General features: G+C 49.6%; 11 protein-coding genes. 1 reads left to right on the forward strand and 10 read right to left on the reverse strand.

Translation table 11 applies throughout. The features are described from left to right. Positions 1-19: 19 nt before the first annotated feature. Entirely contained in the window at positions 20-1033 is a 1014-nt protein-coding gene (plsX, locus tag D889_RS0105525; protein WP_010631686.1) for a phosphate acyltransferase PlsX, read from the reverse strand. Between the two features lie 274 nt (positions 1034-1307). Here plsX and D889_RS0105530 point away from each other — a divergent pair, with 274 nt between their 5' ends. After that, positions 1308-1724 (forward strand): DUF2871 domain-containing protein, encoded by a 417-nt coding sequence (locus D889_RS0105530; RefSeq protein WP_010631685.1) that lies wholly within the window; start codon positions 1308-1310, stop codon positions 1722-1724. Positions 1725-1833: 109 nt separating this feature from the next. On the opposite strand, the gene D889_RS0105535 is transcribed toward D889_RS0105530, so the two are convergent. From D889_RS0105535 to D889_RS0105575, 9 genes are all read right to left on the reverse strand, one after another. Beyond that, the gene (locus D889_RS0105535) at positions 1834-2769 is read right to left on the reverse strand and encodes a branched-chain amino acid transaminase (protein WP_010631684.1); all 936 of its coding nucleotides are present in this window, start codon (positions 2767-2769) and stop codon (positions 1834-1836) included. A gap of 337 nt (positions 2770-3106) precedes the next feature. After that, the gene (locus D889_RS0105540; RefSeq protein WP_010631683.1) at positions 3107-4963 is read right to left on the reverse strand and encodes a glycoside hydrolase family 13 protein; all 1857 of its coding nucleotides are present in this window, start codon (positions 4961-4963) and stop codon (positions 3107-3109) included. Positions 4964-5004: 41 nt separating this feature from the next. Continuing rightward, entirely contained in the window at positions 5005-7398 is a 2394-nt protein-coding gene (locus D889_RS0105545; RefSeq protein ID WP_010631682.1) for a glycogen/starch/alpha-glucan phosphorylase, read from the reverse strand. A 238-nt stretch (positions 7399-7636) separates the two neighbouring features. Next, on the reverse strand, positions 7637-8878 hold the full coding sequence (glgD, locus tag D889_RS0105550; RefSeq protein WP_010631681.1) for a glucose-1-phosphate adenylyltransferase subunit GlgD: 1242 nt from the start codon (positions 8876-8878) through the stop codon (positions 7637-7639). Continuing rightward, positions 8865-10010, reverse strand: coding sequence for a glucose-1-phosphate adenylyltransferase (locus tag D889_RS0105555; RefSeq protein ID WP_010631680.1), 1146 nt, complete (start codon positions 10008-10010; stop codon positions 8865-8867). The genes glgD and D889_RS0105555 overlap by 14 nt, the downstream gene beginning before the upstream one ends. Positions 10011-10343: 333 nt before the next feature. Next, positions 10344-11786, reverse strand: a complete 1443-nt coding sequence (gene glgA, locus D889_RS0105560) for a glycogen synthase GlgA (protein WP_010631679.1) — start codon at positions 11784-11786, stop codon at positions 10344-10346. A 21-nt stretch (positions 11787-11807) separates the two neighbouring features. Further along, entirely contained in the window at positions 11808-13754 is a 1947-nt protein-coding gene (gene glgB / locus D889_RS0105565) for a 1,4-alpha-glucan branching protein GlgB (RefSeq protein ID WP_010631678.1), read from the reverse strand. A 196-nt stretch (positions 13755-13950) separates the two neighbouring features. Beyond that, complete coding sequence (locus tag D889_RS0105570) at positions 13951-14868, reverse strand: 5'-3' exonuclease (RefSeq protein ID WP_010631677.1); 918 nt, start codon at positions 14866-14868, stop codon at positions 13951-13953. Positions 14869-15036: 168 nt separating this feature from the next. Continuing rightward, entirely contained in the window at positions 15037-15804 is a 768-nt protein-coding gene (locus D889_RS0105575) for a 2-keto-4-pentenoate hydratase (protein ID WP_010631676.1), read from the reverse strand. Positions 15805-15830 lie beyond the last annotated feature (26 nt).

Consider the following 15830-nt stretch of genomic DNA (forward strand, 5'->3'; position numbering starts at 1 on the left):
ATGTGTTTCATTTTGAAAATCAGGCTTTATTAATCAGCCAGTCACGATCCTTGTCATGCAAGTTTTTTTCAATCGTCCCGACAACGTCTTCCTGAACGAGCGTTTTGGCCTGCCTGACGGCGGCAAAAACCGCTTCACTCTTGGCCGCTCCGTGAACCTTGATAATCGGTGCGGCAAGCCCGAACAGCAACGCACCGCCGTATGCCGAGTAATCCATGCGTGTCTTGATTGATTTCAGTTTCCCGTACATGAGACCGGTCAGTACTTTGGTGTAAAGTGATCCGCCGAGCGTTTCTTTGAGCAGCGAAATCATCGACATGGCTGTTCCTTCGATGGCTTTCAATACCATATTGCCGGAAAACCCGTCAGCGACAATCACATCGGCAGGTCCTTCGAGCAAGTACCGCGACTCAATGTTTCCAACGAAATTCAACGGCGCTTCACTGAGCAGCTGATAGGATCTTTTCATCAGATCGTTACCCTTGCCCGGTTCCGTTCCGATATTCAGCAAACCGACACGCGGGTTGCTGCGATGAAGCACCTTCTCGGCATAAATCGAACCCATCAATGCATACTGAAGCATGTTTTCCGGCTTTGTCTCCGCATTTGCCCCAACATCGAGAAATAAGAACCCCTTATTCTCATGAATGGTGGGAAGTGTCGGCGCCAGAGCCGGACGGTCGATACCTTTGATCCGGCCGACGCCGAACAATCCGGAAGCCATCAAAGCACCGGTATTACCTGCTGAAATGGCTGCACTGCAGCGCCCTTCCCTGACCTCGTTGACGGCCAGAACCATCGACGCCTGTTTTTTACTGCGAACGGCCTTCACCGGAGCATCTGTGCCCTCAATTTTTTCCGTTGTATGCAGGATCTCAATATGTTGCGTATCGCCGACAAGCGGAGACAGCTGCTCACGATCACCGACAAGAACAAATTCAAGATCAGGAAAAGCTTTTGCAGCCAGGATTGTCCCGGCTACAATTGCTGCAGGCGCATTGTCTCCGCCCATCGCGTCGATCGCGAATTTCATTAGTTTTTCTCTCCTTTTATTTAAGCAAACACAAGACTCACGGTCTGTTCTGTTCTCAAGTCTCGCTCAATGATACTCTGTTTCTCGTAAATTCATGATTCGTTTCATTACTTTAACACTTTTTACGAATTCTGTCCAAATAAGGTTTCAAAAATTCACGAATCAATTTCTTCCGACAACGCGAACGGCTGCTGTCCCGACTGCAGTCACCATTCTTCTGCTCCCCATATTGCGCTATAATTAGCGATATGAAAGCTTCAGGGAGGGACAAGCATTGAAAAAAATTTACACGGCATCACTGATCTACCTGATCGCCGGACTGGCAGCCGGGATCTTCTATCGCGAAATGACAAAAGCAGTCCATTTCACCGCCTATACGCAGCTTTCCGTACTGCATACGCATCTGCTCACGCTGGGAATGCTCTTCTTCCTCATTCTGATTCCGCTGGAAAAGCTGTTCTTGCTGACCTCGAGTAGATGGTTCACACCGTTCTTCTGGGTCTATAATATCGGCCTGATCTGGACTGTTTCGTTCATGGTTCTCAAAGGGACGCTAACTGTTCTCGGAACGCCTTCCGGTCCGGCAATCGACGGGCTTTCGGGCATGGGCCACATCATTCTGACCGCCGGCCTGATTCTGTTTTTTGCAGCGCTCAAAAATCGATTATTTCCTGTTGAACCCGGAAAATGATTCGGCTGGTTTTCATTCAGAAAAAAAGAACCGGAACCGACAGTTTCAGCTGACGTTCCGGTTCTTTATGTGTATCTGCTTCCTCGGCCCGGTTTATAATAATCCTGAATTATTTTCCAACTTTTGCTGTTTCATAAACTGGTGTGCAGGAGTCCGCATACTTCGGATTCTTCGCTACGGTCAGATCGAAGAACAGTTTCTTGATGTCCTTGAAGATTTTGCCCTGATGGCCGGTGCCGATGACGCGGTGATCCACTGCGACAATCGGAGTGACTTCCATCGCAGTGCCGCTGAAGAACACTTCATCAGCGGCATAGAGTTCCGATCTTGAGATGCTGCGCTCTTCCACTTCAAGGCCCAGATCTTCCTTTGCCAGCTTCATGACCAGATCACGTGTGATTCCTTCGAGGATGTTATCCGCAGGCGGCGGAGTGACAAGCTTGCCTTTCTTGAACATGAAGATGTTCTCGCCCGAACCTTCGCAAACATGATCGCCGTCCGTCAGGAACAGGGCTTCATCGAATCCGGCACGCTTTGTTTCCAGTGCGGCCAGCGCCGAATTCATATATGCGGCAGTTGCTTTCGTCCGCGGCGGCAGCTGGTTGTTGGAGATCCGTCTCCATGATGAGAATCCGACGCTCAGTTCCGGTTTGCCTGCATATTTATTCAGCGGCTGTGTATAGATAACAACCTTAACATCTTTGACGTCCAGTGTTGGTCCGATATCCTGAGCATCATTGTAAACAATCGGACGGACATAAGTTGTCGTACGACACTTGTTCGCTTTCAGAAGATCGAGTGTTCCCTGGATCAGATCATCAACAGTCAGGTCGAAATCCAGATTCACGGTTTTTGCGGACTGTTTCAGCCTTTCGTAGTGTTCCTTCAGCTTGAAGCCGTAAAGCTGCTGCTTCTCATCATCCCAGTAAGCACGGATACCTTCGAAAACACCCAGCCCGTAGTTAAACGCTTTGCTGCGGACGCTGATTTTCACATCGTCCTCTTTGACAACTTTTCCATTGTAGTACACATAAGATTCTGACATGCAAACTCCTCCTTGGTTTACTATCCTTAATAGACAGATGCCGCCGAATCCCGGTTCTTTAATCGTATGTACCCGAAATCTGAATCAAACAGCCCCGTCGTTTTTTGTAATTCCAATTCTAGCACAAAAAAGCAGGAATATTTCAAAAAAGAAGAAATATTTTTCAAAACGGACAAATATTACCCGGAATGTGAGTGATCAGCTTCCGCCCTGGCCGTTATCCGTCTCACGAGCTGTATGTGCGTAGCTTCATCATAACGCAAAAATCAGAACAATTTCTTCTTTTCGGAAAATTGTCGCATTTAATTCATCCATTACCTTCGACGATCCGCGCTTCTCATTCGTCAGTCACTGTCGTGATGAGAAAATCGAGCGGCTGCAGGACGACACGGTCATGAAATGTACGCAGCGCCAATTGCGCAAGCTGATGATTTCCTGTTTCATCGTCAATCAGATCGGCAGTGAACGACTGAACTTCACTGGTCGGATTGAACACAATCACCGTGAAATGATCTTGCGATAAAACTCTGAAGTAGCCAAGCAGTTTCTCAGCAAAAAAGGGCCGGTAGTCTCCGCTTTGCAGACAGGGATTGGTTCTTCGTTCCTGTATGGCTTCGTGAAAAAAGCTTTCGATGTCCTGATCGATACGGGACCAGGGAAAAAACTTCCGGTTGTCCGGGTCTTTGCCGCCGGTTAATCCGGCTTCGTCGCCATAGTAGACACAAGGCACGCCCGGCAAGGTCATCAGCATCCAGACAGCGATCCTGAGTTTCTTTTTCTCTCCCTGCAGTACGGTCAGCACACGCTCCGTATCATGCGTCCCGATATTATTAAAATTTGCCGCAAACGCCTCCGGAGGATAGTTTGATTTGAGGGTCATGCTGGCCCTGACGACTTCCTGTGCACTGATTTTCTGCTGCAGAAATTCCAGAATCAGCTGGCGGAACGGATAGTTCATGACACCGTGAAGCATACCGCCCTCCAGATAGTGCCTTCGCTTTCTGTAAGCGAGCTTGTTCGACGCATCCTCCCATACTTCGCCGATCACTACCTTGTCCCCGCCCTGTCCGGCGGTTCTGTCGACGGCTTCCCGAACACCCCGGATAAACTCATCAGAAAGCTCGTCCGCAACATCGAGCCGCCATCCGCCGATCCCCGTCCCGGTCCACTTCGAGACGATGCTGTTCTCCGAATCGAAAATAAAACGGCGATAACTTTCGGATTCCTTGTTGATCGCGGGCAGATCGCCGATACCCCACCAGCTGTCATAGCTGTCTGGGTAGTGGTGGAAAGAGAACCAGGGATAGTAGGGCGAGTTTTTGTCATTGGCGGCACCGCCCGGACCATAGTGCCGGTACTGGTTAAAATAAATACTGTCGGCGCCGACGTGGTTAAAAACGCCGTCCAGAATCAGATGCATGCCCAGCCGTCCGGCCGTGCGAACCAGTTTCAGAAACGTCTTTAAGTCGCCGAACATCGGATCGATCCGGGTAAAATCGGCCGTATTGTATTTGTGATTGCTGTTCGCTTCAAACACAGGGCTCAGATAGAGAATCGTCACCCCGAGCTTCTTTAAATAATGCAGTTTCTCGATAATCCCCTTCAGATTTCCCCCATAATAGTCCCAGCGAACGATATCCCCCTTGTTATCTCTGATGTAATAGGGCGTGTCCGCTTCGGTCGCATAGATAAATGAATTTCGTTTTGGATGCTCGATCCGATGGAATCTGTTTCCGTTACAGAACCGGTCGACGAAGATATGATAAGCCACCCCGTGCCGGTACCAGTCCGGTGCCGGGTCTTCATGTGCATAAGTCGTCAGCTGATACTGCCGGATCCAGCCGGCATTTTCGGATGCCGTCCCTCTTCCTCCATAATCGTCCTCCGCCCGGCCGTAGTACACCGTTCTCTCGTTTCCCTGCGGATCCTGAACATCTACCTTGAAATGATAAAAGTAAAGGCCCGACTGGCCGTCTGTCTCAAATCGGATTGAGAAAAACGAATCACCGTCCGCCCACATCTCCAGATCGTCGAACGGATGGCCGTCCTTCTGGATCACAAGCCAGACTCGAGGCGCCTGTTCGCTCTCTACACGCAGCGAAAAGAACACGGTCTTTCCTGCCTGCACGGCGCCGAACGGCCGTCTGTATACGTCCGACCATGAATTAAAATCAATCTTCAGCTGACTTATCAAACGCGACCCCTCCTGCATCCCAAACCCGTCCGGCCGGACGATTATAGATCCCAGATATCTGTGGCGTATTGCCGGACTGTATAATCCGATGAAAACACACCCGCACCGGCAATGTTGATCAGCGCCATTCTCTGCCATTTCAGCTGATCTCTGTACAGACGGTCAATTTTATTCTGGGCTTCAACATACGCTTGAAAATCGCGCAGGACGAAAAATTCATCACCATACTTGACGAGTGAATCAAAGACATGACGCCCCTCTGTTTCCGCTCCCGGGATCGTTCCATCGATCAGCGTATTCAGAACGCGGTGAAGAACCGGATCATTATCGTAATAATTCGCTGCATGATAAGAGCCGTCCTGATAGTATTGATAAACGTCTTTTGCCGTCAGACCGAAAATGACGATATTTTCGGGTCCGACGCGTTCCCTGATCTCGACATTGGCGCCGTCCAGTGTCGCCAGCGTGACTGCCCCGTTCAGCATCAGTTTCATATTGCTCGTGCCCGACGCTTCCTTCGAGGCAAGTGAAATCTGTTCACTCACATCAGCCGCCGGGATGATCTTCTCTGCCAGTGAGACGCCATAATTTTCCACAAATACAATCTTGATTTTTCCATTAATCGCCTGATCCTGGTTAACCAGGCCGGCCACTGTATTGATCAGTTTGATGATTTCCTTGGCATAAGTATAACTGGGCGCCGCTTTGGCCCCAAAGATAAATACTCTGGGGTACAGGTCAGTCTCCGGATGGTCTTTTAAAATCAGATACATCCGGATGATATTCAGGAGGTTGAGAAGCTGCCGTTTGTAGGCATGCAGCCGTTTGATCTGAACATCAAAAAGCGCATCCGGGCTGATCACGATTCCCATCTTCTGCAGAACGAATTCCGCAAAGCGCTCTTTATTGATCCGTTTAATGTCATGCAGCTGAGACAAGGTCTTTGCGTCATTACGAAATGCCTTAAGCATCTTGAGTTCTGTCGGCGTCTTCTCCCAGTCATCGCCGATCTTGTCACAGATCAGCTTGCTCAGCGGTTCATTGGACAGCATCAGCCAGCGCCGCTGCGTAATCCCGTTCGTTTTATTGTTAAACCGTGACGGGTAGATGAAGTAGAAATCGTGCAGTACTTTCTCCTTAAGAATCGCCGTATGCAGCTTTGCCACACCATTGATGCTGTGGCTGCCGATGATCGCCAGATGGGCCATTTTCACATGACCGCCTTCGATAATTCGGGTCCGTCCAACCATCTCTTTGTCGAAAAGTGTACTGGCTTTCAATACATAACGGCGGTCAATCTCCTGGATGATCTGGTAAATTCTCGGCAAGAGATGGCTGATCATGTCGACCGGCCACTTCTCCAGCGCTTCAGACATGATCGTATGATTGGTATAACTCATAACGTTGACGGTAATGTTCCAGGCGTGATCCCAGTCAAGCTTTTCCACATCAAGGAGCAGCCGCATCAGCTCCGGAACACAAAGTGCAGGGTGCGTGTCATTAATATGAACGGCCACTTTCTCGGCAAGATGATTCATACTCAGGCCCATTTTTCGATAGTGCCGAAGAATGCTCTGAACACCGGCAGAGACAAAGAAATATTCCTGTTTCAGGCGGAGCAGGCGGCCGTCATAATTGGAGTCGTCAGGATACAGGACCTCAGAAATGCTTTCGATCTCTTTGCGCTGCTGCATATAAGCCCGGTAATCGGTACCTTCGCTTTGCGGCGGCACTTCCGCGGACCAGAGCCGGAGCGTGTTCACCGTATCGTTCTCATAGCCGATAATCGGGGTGTCGTAAGGAACCGCCAGAACCCGCTGGTCATGCTCATAATGCGGAATCAGATAGCCACTTTTCGTCTTTTCCATCCAGACATGACCGTAGAAACTGACAGTCACCGCCATGTTCAGTCTCCGCCGCTCCCAGACGTTGCCGTTCTGCAGCCAGTTTTCCGGAAGTTCGACCTGATAGCCGTTCACAAACTTCTGCTTAAACAGCCCGTACTTAAAGCGTATTCCGTTTCCGTGTCCCGCCAGCCGGCATGTAGCGATCGAATCAATAAAGCAAGCCGCGAGTCGTCCAAGACCGCCGTTGCCGAGTCCAGGATCCGGTTCCACCTGCTCAATCGCCTCAAGATTCAGGCCCAGATCTTTCAACCCCGCCCGGACGGTATTCAGAATGCCCAGATTCAGCAAGTTGCTTTTTAACATCCGTCCGAGCAGAAATTCCATGGAAAAATAGTAGGCTTGTTTCTTTTCCTTTTCGAGATATCGCTGATTCGTCTCACTCCAGTCCTTAGAGGAGTAGGAACGAACGAGGTTGCCAAGTGCGGCATATTGTTCCGCAGGGGAAGACTGCTCAATATCCATGGCGTAAAGTTCCGTAAGCATTCTCTTGAAGTCTTCTTTGAATTTTCGTTTGGATAGGTCTAACATATTGCCACACCATCCTTGATTGAAAGGTCTCGGTTGCGCAGCCAACCGGACGGCAGCTCCAGACAGCAGGATGCTCCATGTCTCTGCCTGATAGGAAAAGGCCCGGCAAAGCCGAGAAGCCGGGCGAATTTCTGTCTCATAAAATATTGATTTTCAGCCAAACATGCGGAAAGCGAGCACCTGCAGCGGGAAACAACTGTCAGGTTTAGCAGAGTTTCCTGAATGATGCAGTCAGTGCCTACTTCAACAAGGACGGACGGGCGGTCTCCAGACGGTCATTAGTTTGGGTGACCGACCGATTCTCAGGCATCTGTCTCGTCTGTTCCTCCAGAATCCGGCTGACTACAGATCCTTTTTCGATGACCACCGGCTTGTCTTCGGTGCCGATCAATTTCGTATTGGCCTCGATCCGGACCTGCTTATCGAGGATCACATGCTGAAGCTCCACGCCTGTCCCGATATAGCTCCCTTGCATAATCACAGAATCTCTTACCAGGGCATTCTTCTCGATGGTGACATTCCGGAAAACGATCGAATGCTTTACCGTACCCTTAACCAGACAACCGTTGGCCACCAGTGAATCAGTCGCATCGGAAGTCCGTGCATAATAAGTTGGCGCTTCGTTTTTCACTTTGGTATGGACCGGCTGGCTCCCTTTCAGCAGGGCCGTCAGATTGGCATCCTGAAGCATATCCAGATTTGCGTTGAAATAGCTTTTAATTGAACTGATATCTTTGACATATCCTGTATACTCAAATCCGTTGGTCGGCAGTTTCACGATTGCCTGATGGAGGACATCATTCAGGTTACAATGTTCATTCTCCGCCACAACATTGCGGATCAGCCGCATCAGCAATCTGCTCTTCAACAGATATATTTCCATATTGATCATGGCTTTTTTTTCAGCGTTCTGCAGGGAACATGAGCGCAGCGTCTGAACCAGCCCGTCTTTGCCGATATCCATGCAGGACAGATGCTGGTCGTCTTCAGTATCGACATGTTCGACCTTTTTATAAACAACCGTAATATCCGCGCCCTGTTCGATATGATTGCGCATGATGGCCTGGACATCAATATTGCACAGCATCTTCGTGCCCATGACAGCTACATATTCAGCTCCGGATTTTTCGATAAATTCAAGATTCTTGAAATAATTGTAAATATCACCGTCGAGCAACCGGCGCTGCCCGCTGGCAGGATCGCTGGTGATCGAGGAAAAGAAGAAAAGGCCGCCGTGAATGCTGTCCATACCCCACTCTTTTCCGCTGCGTACATGATCATAAATGGATCGCAGACTGTCATTCAGAAAAACGCCGATCGTTTCCACACCGGCGGAGGTCAGACTGGAAAGCGGGAAATCGATCAGCCGGTATCGGCTGCAAAAAGGCAGACTGGCAACCGGACGGTTCAAGGTCAAGGGATACAGCACATTGCGCGGCTCGGTCAGATCCAGGATGCCGCATATTTTATTCTTCCTCATCGGTCAGCCCCCCTACGACTTCGTTATAGCCGACGACTTCAATCTCCTTGTCGCCGACCACCTGCGCGTTATCGGCAAACACGGCATGCTCGCCGACAATCGCATGATCAATGGTGACATTCTTTCCAATCACTGTGTTCGACATGATAATTGAATCGGTAATCTTGCTTTCCGGGCCGATTTTCACATTCTGCGAGATGATCGAATGATCCACTTCTCCGGCAACATAGCAGCCGTCAACAACAAGCGACTCTCTGATTTTTGCGGAACCGGTCAGGTAATGCGGCGGGGCAACCGGGTTCTTCGAATAGATCCGCCATGACTTGTCACGGATGTTCAATTCGTGTTCGGGATCGATAAAGGCCATATTCGCGTCCCAGAGACTGCGGATCGTACCGACATCTTTCCAGTACCCATCAAACGCGTAGGCAAAAACATTTTCACCATTCGCCAGGAAAGAGGGAATCACATTCTTGCCAAAGTCGTCCATGTTCTGCCCGGTTGCATGACTCTCAGTCAGATAACGGCGCAGCACTTCCCAGGTAAAAATATAAATGCCCATCGATGCCAGATTGCTTTTCGGAACGGCCGGCTTTTCTTCAAAATCAATAATCCGGTCGGTGTTGTCCGTGTTCATAATCCCGAACCGTGAAGCCTCTTCTTCAGGAACACGAATCACAGCCACTGTGGCTGTTGCTTTCTTCCGCTTATGAAAATCCAGCATATGCTCATAGTCCATTTTGTAGATATGATCCCCCGACAGGATCAGAATGTAGGTCGGATGGTGCCTGTCAATGAAACTGATATTCTGATAGATCGCATGTGCGGTTCCTTCAAACCATTTTTCACCGTCGAGGCTTGAATGCGGCTGTAAAATCGTGACTCCGCCAGTTTTCCCGTCAAGTCCCCAATGGGATCCGTTACCGATATGATTATTCAGTTCGAGCGGCTGATACTGCGTGATGACACCCACTGTTCTGATGCCTGAATTTGAGCAGTTGCTCAGTGAAAAATCAATAATCCGGTATTTGCCGCCGAACGGTACCGCCGGTTTCGCAATCGTTCGTGTGAGCTTGCCCAGTCTTGATCCTTGTCCCCCAGCCAGAATCATTGCAATGATTTCATTATTCATATCCCTCGGAAAAAGGACTGGAACCGGCCCTTTTCCTTCACCCCCTCACACGTTAACTTCTTAATCACAATCAAACATATGTTACAAAGACGCCATTCATCTTAAAAACATGAAATAATAAGATCGGAAAGCGAAAAAATCGAGTGCCTAAAATGCAGCGTTTACATGATGAATTTATTTGTCATTTTTGTGGCAGATACCAATCGGATCGGCGTTGTTGTTCTCACAGAATTCGTTGATACATCAGCCTTCAATTCTATTATATTACATTTTGCAGTAAATTCCGTTTTTTTAGATAAGTATTTCCGTCCGCTTTTATCAAGAAATATTTTTTCAGTCAGAATCGGGCTCAGCCAGAGACGCATAAATTCTGCGATAAATTGCTGCCGACTGCGACCAGCCGAAATCCAGTTTCATCGCCCGCTCCTGGAGTTCATGCCACGTGTCGGGCTGTTCTCTGTAGAGGCGCAGCGCGCGGCGGATGGTGAACAGCATATCGTGCGCATTATAATTGGTAAAGCTGAATCCATAACCCTCACCGGTCGCCTCGTTATAAGGAACTACCGTATCCTTGAGGCCGCCGGTTTCGCGAACCACCGGCAGGCTTCCGTATCGGAGTGCGATCAGCTGACCGATCCCGCACGGCTCAAATTTTGAAGGCATCAGAAACAGATCTGAACCGGCATAAATCCGCCGGGCCAGTGCGTCATTGAAACGAATCTGAGCCGAGAGTGCTGCCGGATACTGGTCGCTAAGTGCCCGGAAAGCTGCTTCATAACCGGATTCTCCGGTACCAAGCAGAACGAACTGGACATCCTCACTCAGCAGGTCGTGGATCACGCGAAGCACAAGGTCGACCCCCTTCTGCTCCGTCAGGCGCGTCACCATGGCAATCAACGGTTTCCGCGCGTCAGCGGGAAGGCCGAGCTGATGCTGCAGCGTCTGTTTGTTCGCCGGTTTTCCGTCCGGTGTCTCATAAACGCTGCTCAGGTGCGGATCCGCTGCCGGATCGTACTGCCGGCGGTCAATTCCGTTGATGATCCCGTGAAGGTAGGCCTTTCTTTTCCGCAGAAACCCGTCCATACCCTCCCCGTAGTAGGGCATCTGTATCTCCGCGGCATACGTGGTGCTCACCGTGGTCAGACAATCGGCATAAGCCAGTCCCGCTTTCAAGTAGCTGACATCGTCCTTGTATTCAAGACCTTCCGGTGTAAAAAAAGACCAGTCAAGGCCGAGCAAGTCCCCGAGGACGGTCTTCGAGTAGTTCCCCTGATATTTCAGATTGTGGATTGTAAAAACGGTGCGGATGTCCCCGTAGACAGGCTGCCGGCGGTATGCCTCACTTCTGAGCAGCGCGCAGACCGGCCCTGTCTGCCAGTCGTGACAGTGAATCACGTCCGGTCTGTCCGGAAGGTAAGGGACGGCTTCCAGAACCGCTCTGGAAAAGAAGGCAAACCGCTCGCCGTCATCGTAATACCCGTAGCAGCCGTGACGGTTGAAGTAATACTCATTATCGAGAAAATAATAGCGGACTTCTCCCTCGATCAGGCTGAACAAGCCGCAATACTGATTTCGCCAGCCCACCGGGACATTGAATTCACGGATAAAAGTCATCCGGTCTTTGTCTTTTTGAGCCAGATCGCTGTATTTCGGCAGAATGACACTGACATTGGTGTCCTGATCCTGCAGCGCTCCCGGCAGCGCTCCGATCACATCGCCGAGCCCGCCTGTCTTGACAAATGGTGCGCATTCAGATGCGGCAAACAGAATATTCATGGTGATTCCCCCGTCAGTTGATCAGCGTTGATATTTTGCTAATGATTTGGTCCTGCTTGCGGTCTGTTTCATAAAAATCGAGATACCGAGCGGCGGCACCGTCACCGTCATGCTGTACGGACGGTTATGAAAAGGGATCTCCTCCGACGGGACGGGCTTCCGGTTCACCTGACCCGAACCGCCGAAATTTTTTGCATCGCTGTTGATCATTTCCAGGTAACTGCCTTTTGCCGGAACACCGATTCTGAAATTGTGATACACTTCCGGAGTGAAATTGCAGAGCACCAGGCAATAATCACCCTTTCGTTTTCCTTTACGAACGAAACTGATGATGCTCTGAGCGGAATTATCCGGATCGATCCAGTCAAAGCCCTCCTGTTCAGAATCCAGCCGCCACAGGCATGATTCGTCTGCATAGAACTGATTCAGCGTACGTGTGAAGTGATAAAATGCGGCATGCGTGTCGAATCCGAGCAGTTTCCAGTCCAGCTGCTCAAGATCCTTCCATTCATCAAACTGACCGAACTCACTGCCCATAAAAAGGAGTTTCTTTCCCGGATGGGTCATAAAATAGCCATATAAAGCACGAAGATTGGCAAATTTCTGCCACATATCTCCCGGCATTTTATTGAGCAGCGACCGCTTCCCATAAACGAGTTCATCATGCGAGAAAGAGAGAATAAAATTTTCAGAATAAGCGTAGAGCATGGAGAAGGTGATCAGGTTGTGATGGTATTTGCGGTCCGCCGGATCACATTTCATGTAATCGAGGATGTCGTGTACCCATCCCATATTCCACTTATAATTAAACCCCAGCCCGCCCTGATCTACAGGGGCGGTAACAAGCGGGTAATCCGTCGCCTCTTCGGCAATCATCAGGGCGGAAGGAAATTTAATAAAGACCGAAGCGTTCAACTTTTTTATGAACTCGATCGCTTCAAGATTTTCATCCCCTCCGTACTTATTCTTTATATTAAAGGGCAGGTCCCCGTTATGATTCAGATAGATCATCGAAGAGACGGCATCGATCCGGAATCCTTCGACATGATAAACATCCATCCAGAATCGGGCGTTCGAGATCAGGAAGCTGACGACTTCGTTCTTTGTGAAATCAAAGTTGTACGTCCCCCACTGCGGACGGTCTGCCAATTTCGGATCGTCCGGCTCATAGAGCGGGGCGCCATCAAATTTGCCCAGTCCCTGAGTATCCCGGCAGAAATGTGCCGGCGTCCAGTCCAGGATCACGCCGATCCCGCTGGCATGGCACTTATCGACAAAATACATAAAATCCTCCGGTGTGCCGAAGCGGCTGGTCGGCGCAAAGTAGCCGGTGATCTGGTAACCCCAGGAACGGTCATAGGGATGCTCCATGATCGGCATCAGTTCGATATGGGTGAAATGATTTTCGGCAACATAGCCGACCAGTTCATCAGCAATTTCCCGATAAGTGAGCAGTGAGCCGTCCTGCTTTTTCTTCCAGGAACCCAGATGGCATTCGTAAATCGTCATCGGACGATGAAAAGAATCCAGCTTCTCCCGCTGTTTCATCCATTTATGATCGTTCCAATGATATTGGTCCAGCCTGAACGTCTTTGATGCGGTATGCGGCCGGACCTCCGCATAAAAAGCAAACGGATCCGCCTTCAGGATCGTTTCTCCTGACGCGGTCTGAATGGCGTACTTATAACGCACGTTCGCACCCGTTCCTTGAATAAATCCGGTCCAGACACCGGACCGGCTGATCTGTTCCAAGGGTGCCCTACCCGGTTCCCATTGGTTGAAATCACCGACCACAGAAACATGCCGTGCATGCGGCGCCCAGACGGTAAAGCGGAACCCGCTTTGCCCCTCCCCCGTCTCCGGATGGGCGCCGAAAACCTTGTAACCTTCGTAAAGTGTCCCTTCATGAAACAGATAGAGGTCAAAATCGGTTGGAAACATCTGAGGTTTATTTTCGATTGTGATCATGATTTCACGCCCTCTGATTTTATTAATAATTTATTATTTCTCGCAAAAGCGGGTATTTCCTGCTTTAAAAAGACAATGTTTTTAAAAAAGTCAAAAAATCCTTGTTAAAGTAGGCAAAAAAAGATCCCTGCACCGGCAGAGATCAGAAAAGAATAGAGAATTTCTGTTTGATTTCAAATTCTATTGCCATACCGTTCTATCCCGAATGTTCACCAAATGCGTCGGGAAGTTTCGCCCACTTCATCCGAACCAGATCATACTTTACCAGTTTCATCCCGTTTTCATCAAGCTGCGACACAAAAGATGCCGGCACGCCATGATAACGGGCAAGATCCGGATCGAGAGAGATCGGAGCATTGCAGCGAATTTCCGCCAGATTGCGGGACAGACGCAGCATCTCCAGATCTGTCGAAATCTTCTTTTTCTGGCCGTTCGGGAGCAATTCAAGATGCTCCAGCAGCGTATCCATCGAACCAAATTCGTGAATCAGCTTGAAAGCTGTTTTCTCGCCAATCCCCCGGACGCCGGGATAACCGTCGCTTGCATCGCCCATCAGCGCCTTCACGTCGATGAATTGGGCAGGCGTGACCCCGAATCGTTCGGCAAAAGATCGATCTGTGTAACTCCGATAATTCCCAAACCCCTTCTGGAGAATATGGACACCGATGTGGCTGTCCAGGAGCTGGAGCAAATCACGGTCACCGGTCACAATCGATACATCGGCATTTTTCTGTGCCGCTTTTGCCAGGGTGCCGATACAATCATCTGCTTCAAAACCAGCCAGGCCGACATTCGGAATCGCAAAGGCGGAGGTCATTTTCTTAGCCAGATCGAACTGCGGCACCATCTCAATCGGCGGTGCGGCACGGTTCGCCTTATACCCTTCAAAGAGCCGGTGCCGGAATGTCTTTTTCCCCATATCCCAGCACACAGCGACATGTGTCGGTTTGCGCAGCTGTATCGCCAGCAGCAAATGTCTGAGAAACCCCTGAACTCCGTTCGTTGGCATTCCCTTGTCATTCATCATAAACTGACCGGTCGGTGCTGTTGCATAAAAAGCCCGGAAAAGCAGCGCCATACCGTCCACCAGAAGCAGCTTCGGTCTGTCGGACAAAAAATCTCCTCTTTTCATTTGTAAATGACCCGGCTCTGATAAAAAGAATACTGCCCTTTCGTTTGGCGCAGAAAGCAATCCCCTGCAGCAAAAAGTTACAGCCGGGCTTAATGAACTGAACTGAGTGATTAAAAAATCACGCTGTATGTCTTGAAAAGCAAGGCTTGCTCATCTGACATGCAGCGTGACACTTCCGATCCCATGATCAAAGGTTGCTTTATAATCACCCTTTTGCAATTGTTTCGGCAGACAGAATGTTCCTGTGGATACCGTTGTGCCCTTTTTGACTTTTTTACCTTCTTTTGCGAGACGGTCGACCAGCCATTTAAGCGCATGGAGCGGATTGCCAAGAACTTCTGAAGAAACGCCGGTCATCAATTCTGTTCCATTATAAGTTACCGATGTCTTAACATTTGCCAGCTCATCAGCCGACGGTTTCGGCGCAGCATTGCCCACGACAACCCGGCCACAGACGGCGCTGTCGGAGATAACCAGTTCAAGCGGCAATTTTGGAAACCAGTTTTTGAAGCGTGAATCCGGCACTTCCATTCCTGGTGCCACATCTGTCTTCTGCAACAAGGTATTTTCATCGTCATCTGCAGACAAATCTTCTTTCGCTACGAACTCCAGTTCGAGTTCAAGGAGCGGTTCATTCAAATCAGCCAGCTTCACTTCAGCTCCGTCATGCAACACGGATGAGGCAACAATCTGTCCGTAAAGCGGCGAATCCGAATTAAAAAGATCCTGCGTCTGCTTGCTTGTCAGGCTGATCTTATAGCCCTTGACTTCTTCCCCTTTTTTCTCGTTGAACGCGTGCTGAACCTCGTATGCCGTTTCCGGTGTCAGATCTGAATGCGCATAGTCTTCCCATTGAAGCGGACGGTTTTTTGTGTAAGCCTGATAAAGATCTCCCGACAATGTTTTTGTTTCTACCATGAGTAAACTCCTCCTCTGTTTTCATC

The organism is Sporolactobacillus vineae DSM 21990 = SL153 (assembly GCF_000377985.1).
Classification (GTDB): domain Bacteria; phylum Bacillota; class Bacilli; order Bacillales; family Sporolactobacillaceae; genus Sporolactobacillus; species Sporolactobacillus vineae.

Bases quoted from the DNA above. Each gene is read 5' to 3' on its own strand.
- plsX (WP_010631686.1), bottom strand. From the start codon at position 1,033: ATGAAATTCGCGATCGACGCGATGGGCGGAGACAATGCGCCTGCAGCA.
- D889_RS0105535 (WP_010631684.1), bottom strand. From the start codon at position 2,769: ATGTCAGAATCTTATGTGTACTACAATGGAAAAGTTGTCAAAGAGGAC.
- D889_RS0105545 (WP_010631682.1), bottom strand. From the start codon at position 7,398: ATGTTAGACCTATCCAAACGAAAATTCAAAGAAGACTTCAAGAGAATG.
- glgD (WP_010631681.1), bottom strand. From the start codon at position 8,878: ATGAGGAAGAATAAAATATGCGGCATCCTGGATCTGACCGAGCCGCGC.
- D889_RS0105555 (WP_010631680.1), bottom strand. From the start codon at position 10,010: ATGAATAATGAAATCATTGCAATGATTCTGGCTGGGGGACAAGGATCA.
- glgA (WP_010631679.1), bottom strand. From the start codon at position 11,786: ATGAATATTCTGTTTGCCGCATCTGAATGCGCACCATTTGTCAAGACA.
- glgB (WP_010631678.1), bottom strand. From the start codon at position 13,754: ATGATCACAATCGAAAATAAACCTCAGATGTTTCCAACCGATTTTGAC.
- D889_RS0105575 (WP_010631676.1), bottom strand. From the start codon at position 15,804: ATGGTAGAAACAAAAACATTGTCGGGAGATCTTTATCAGGCTTACACA.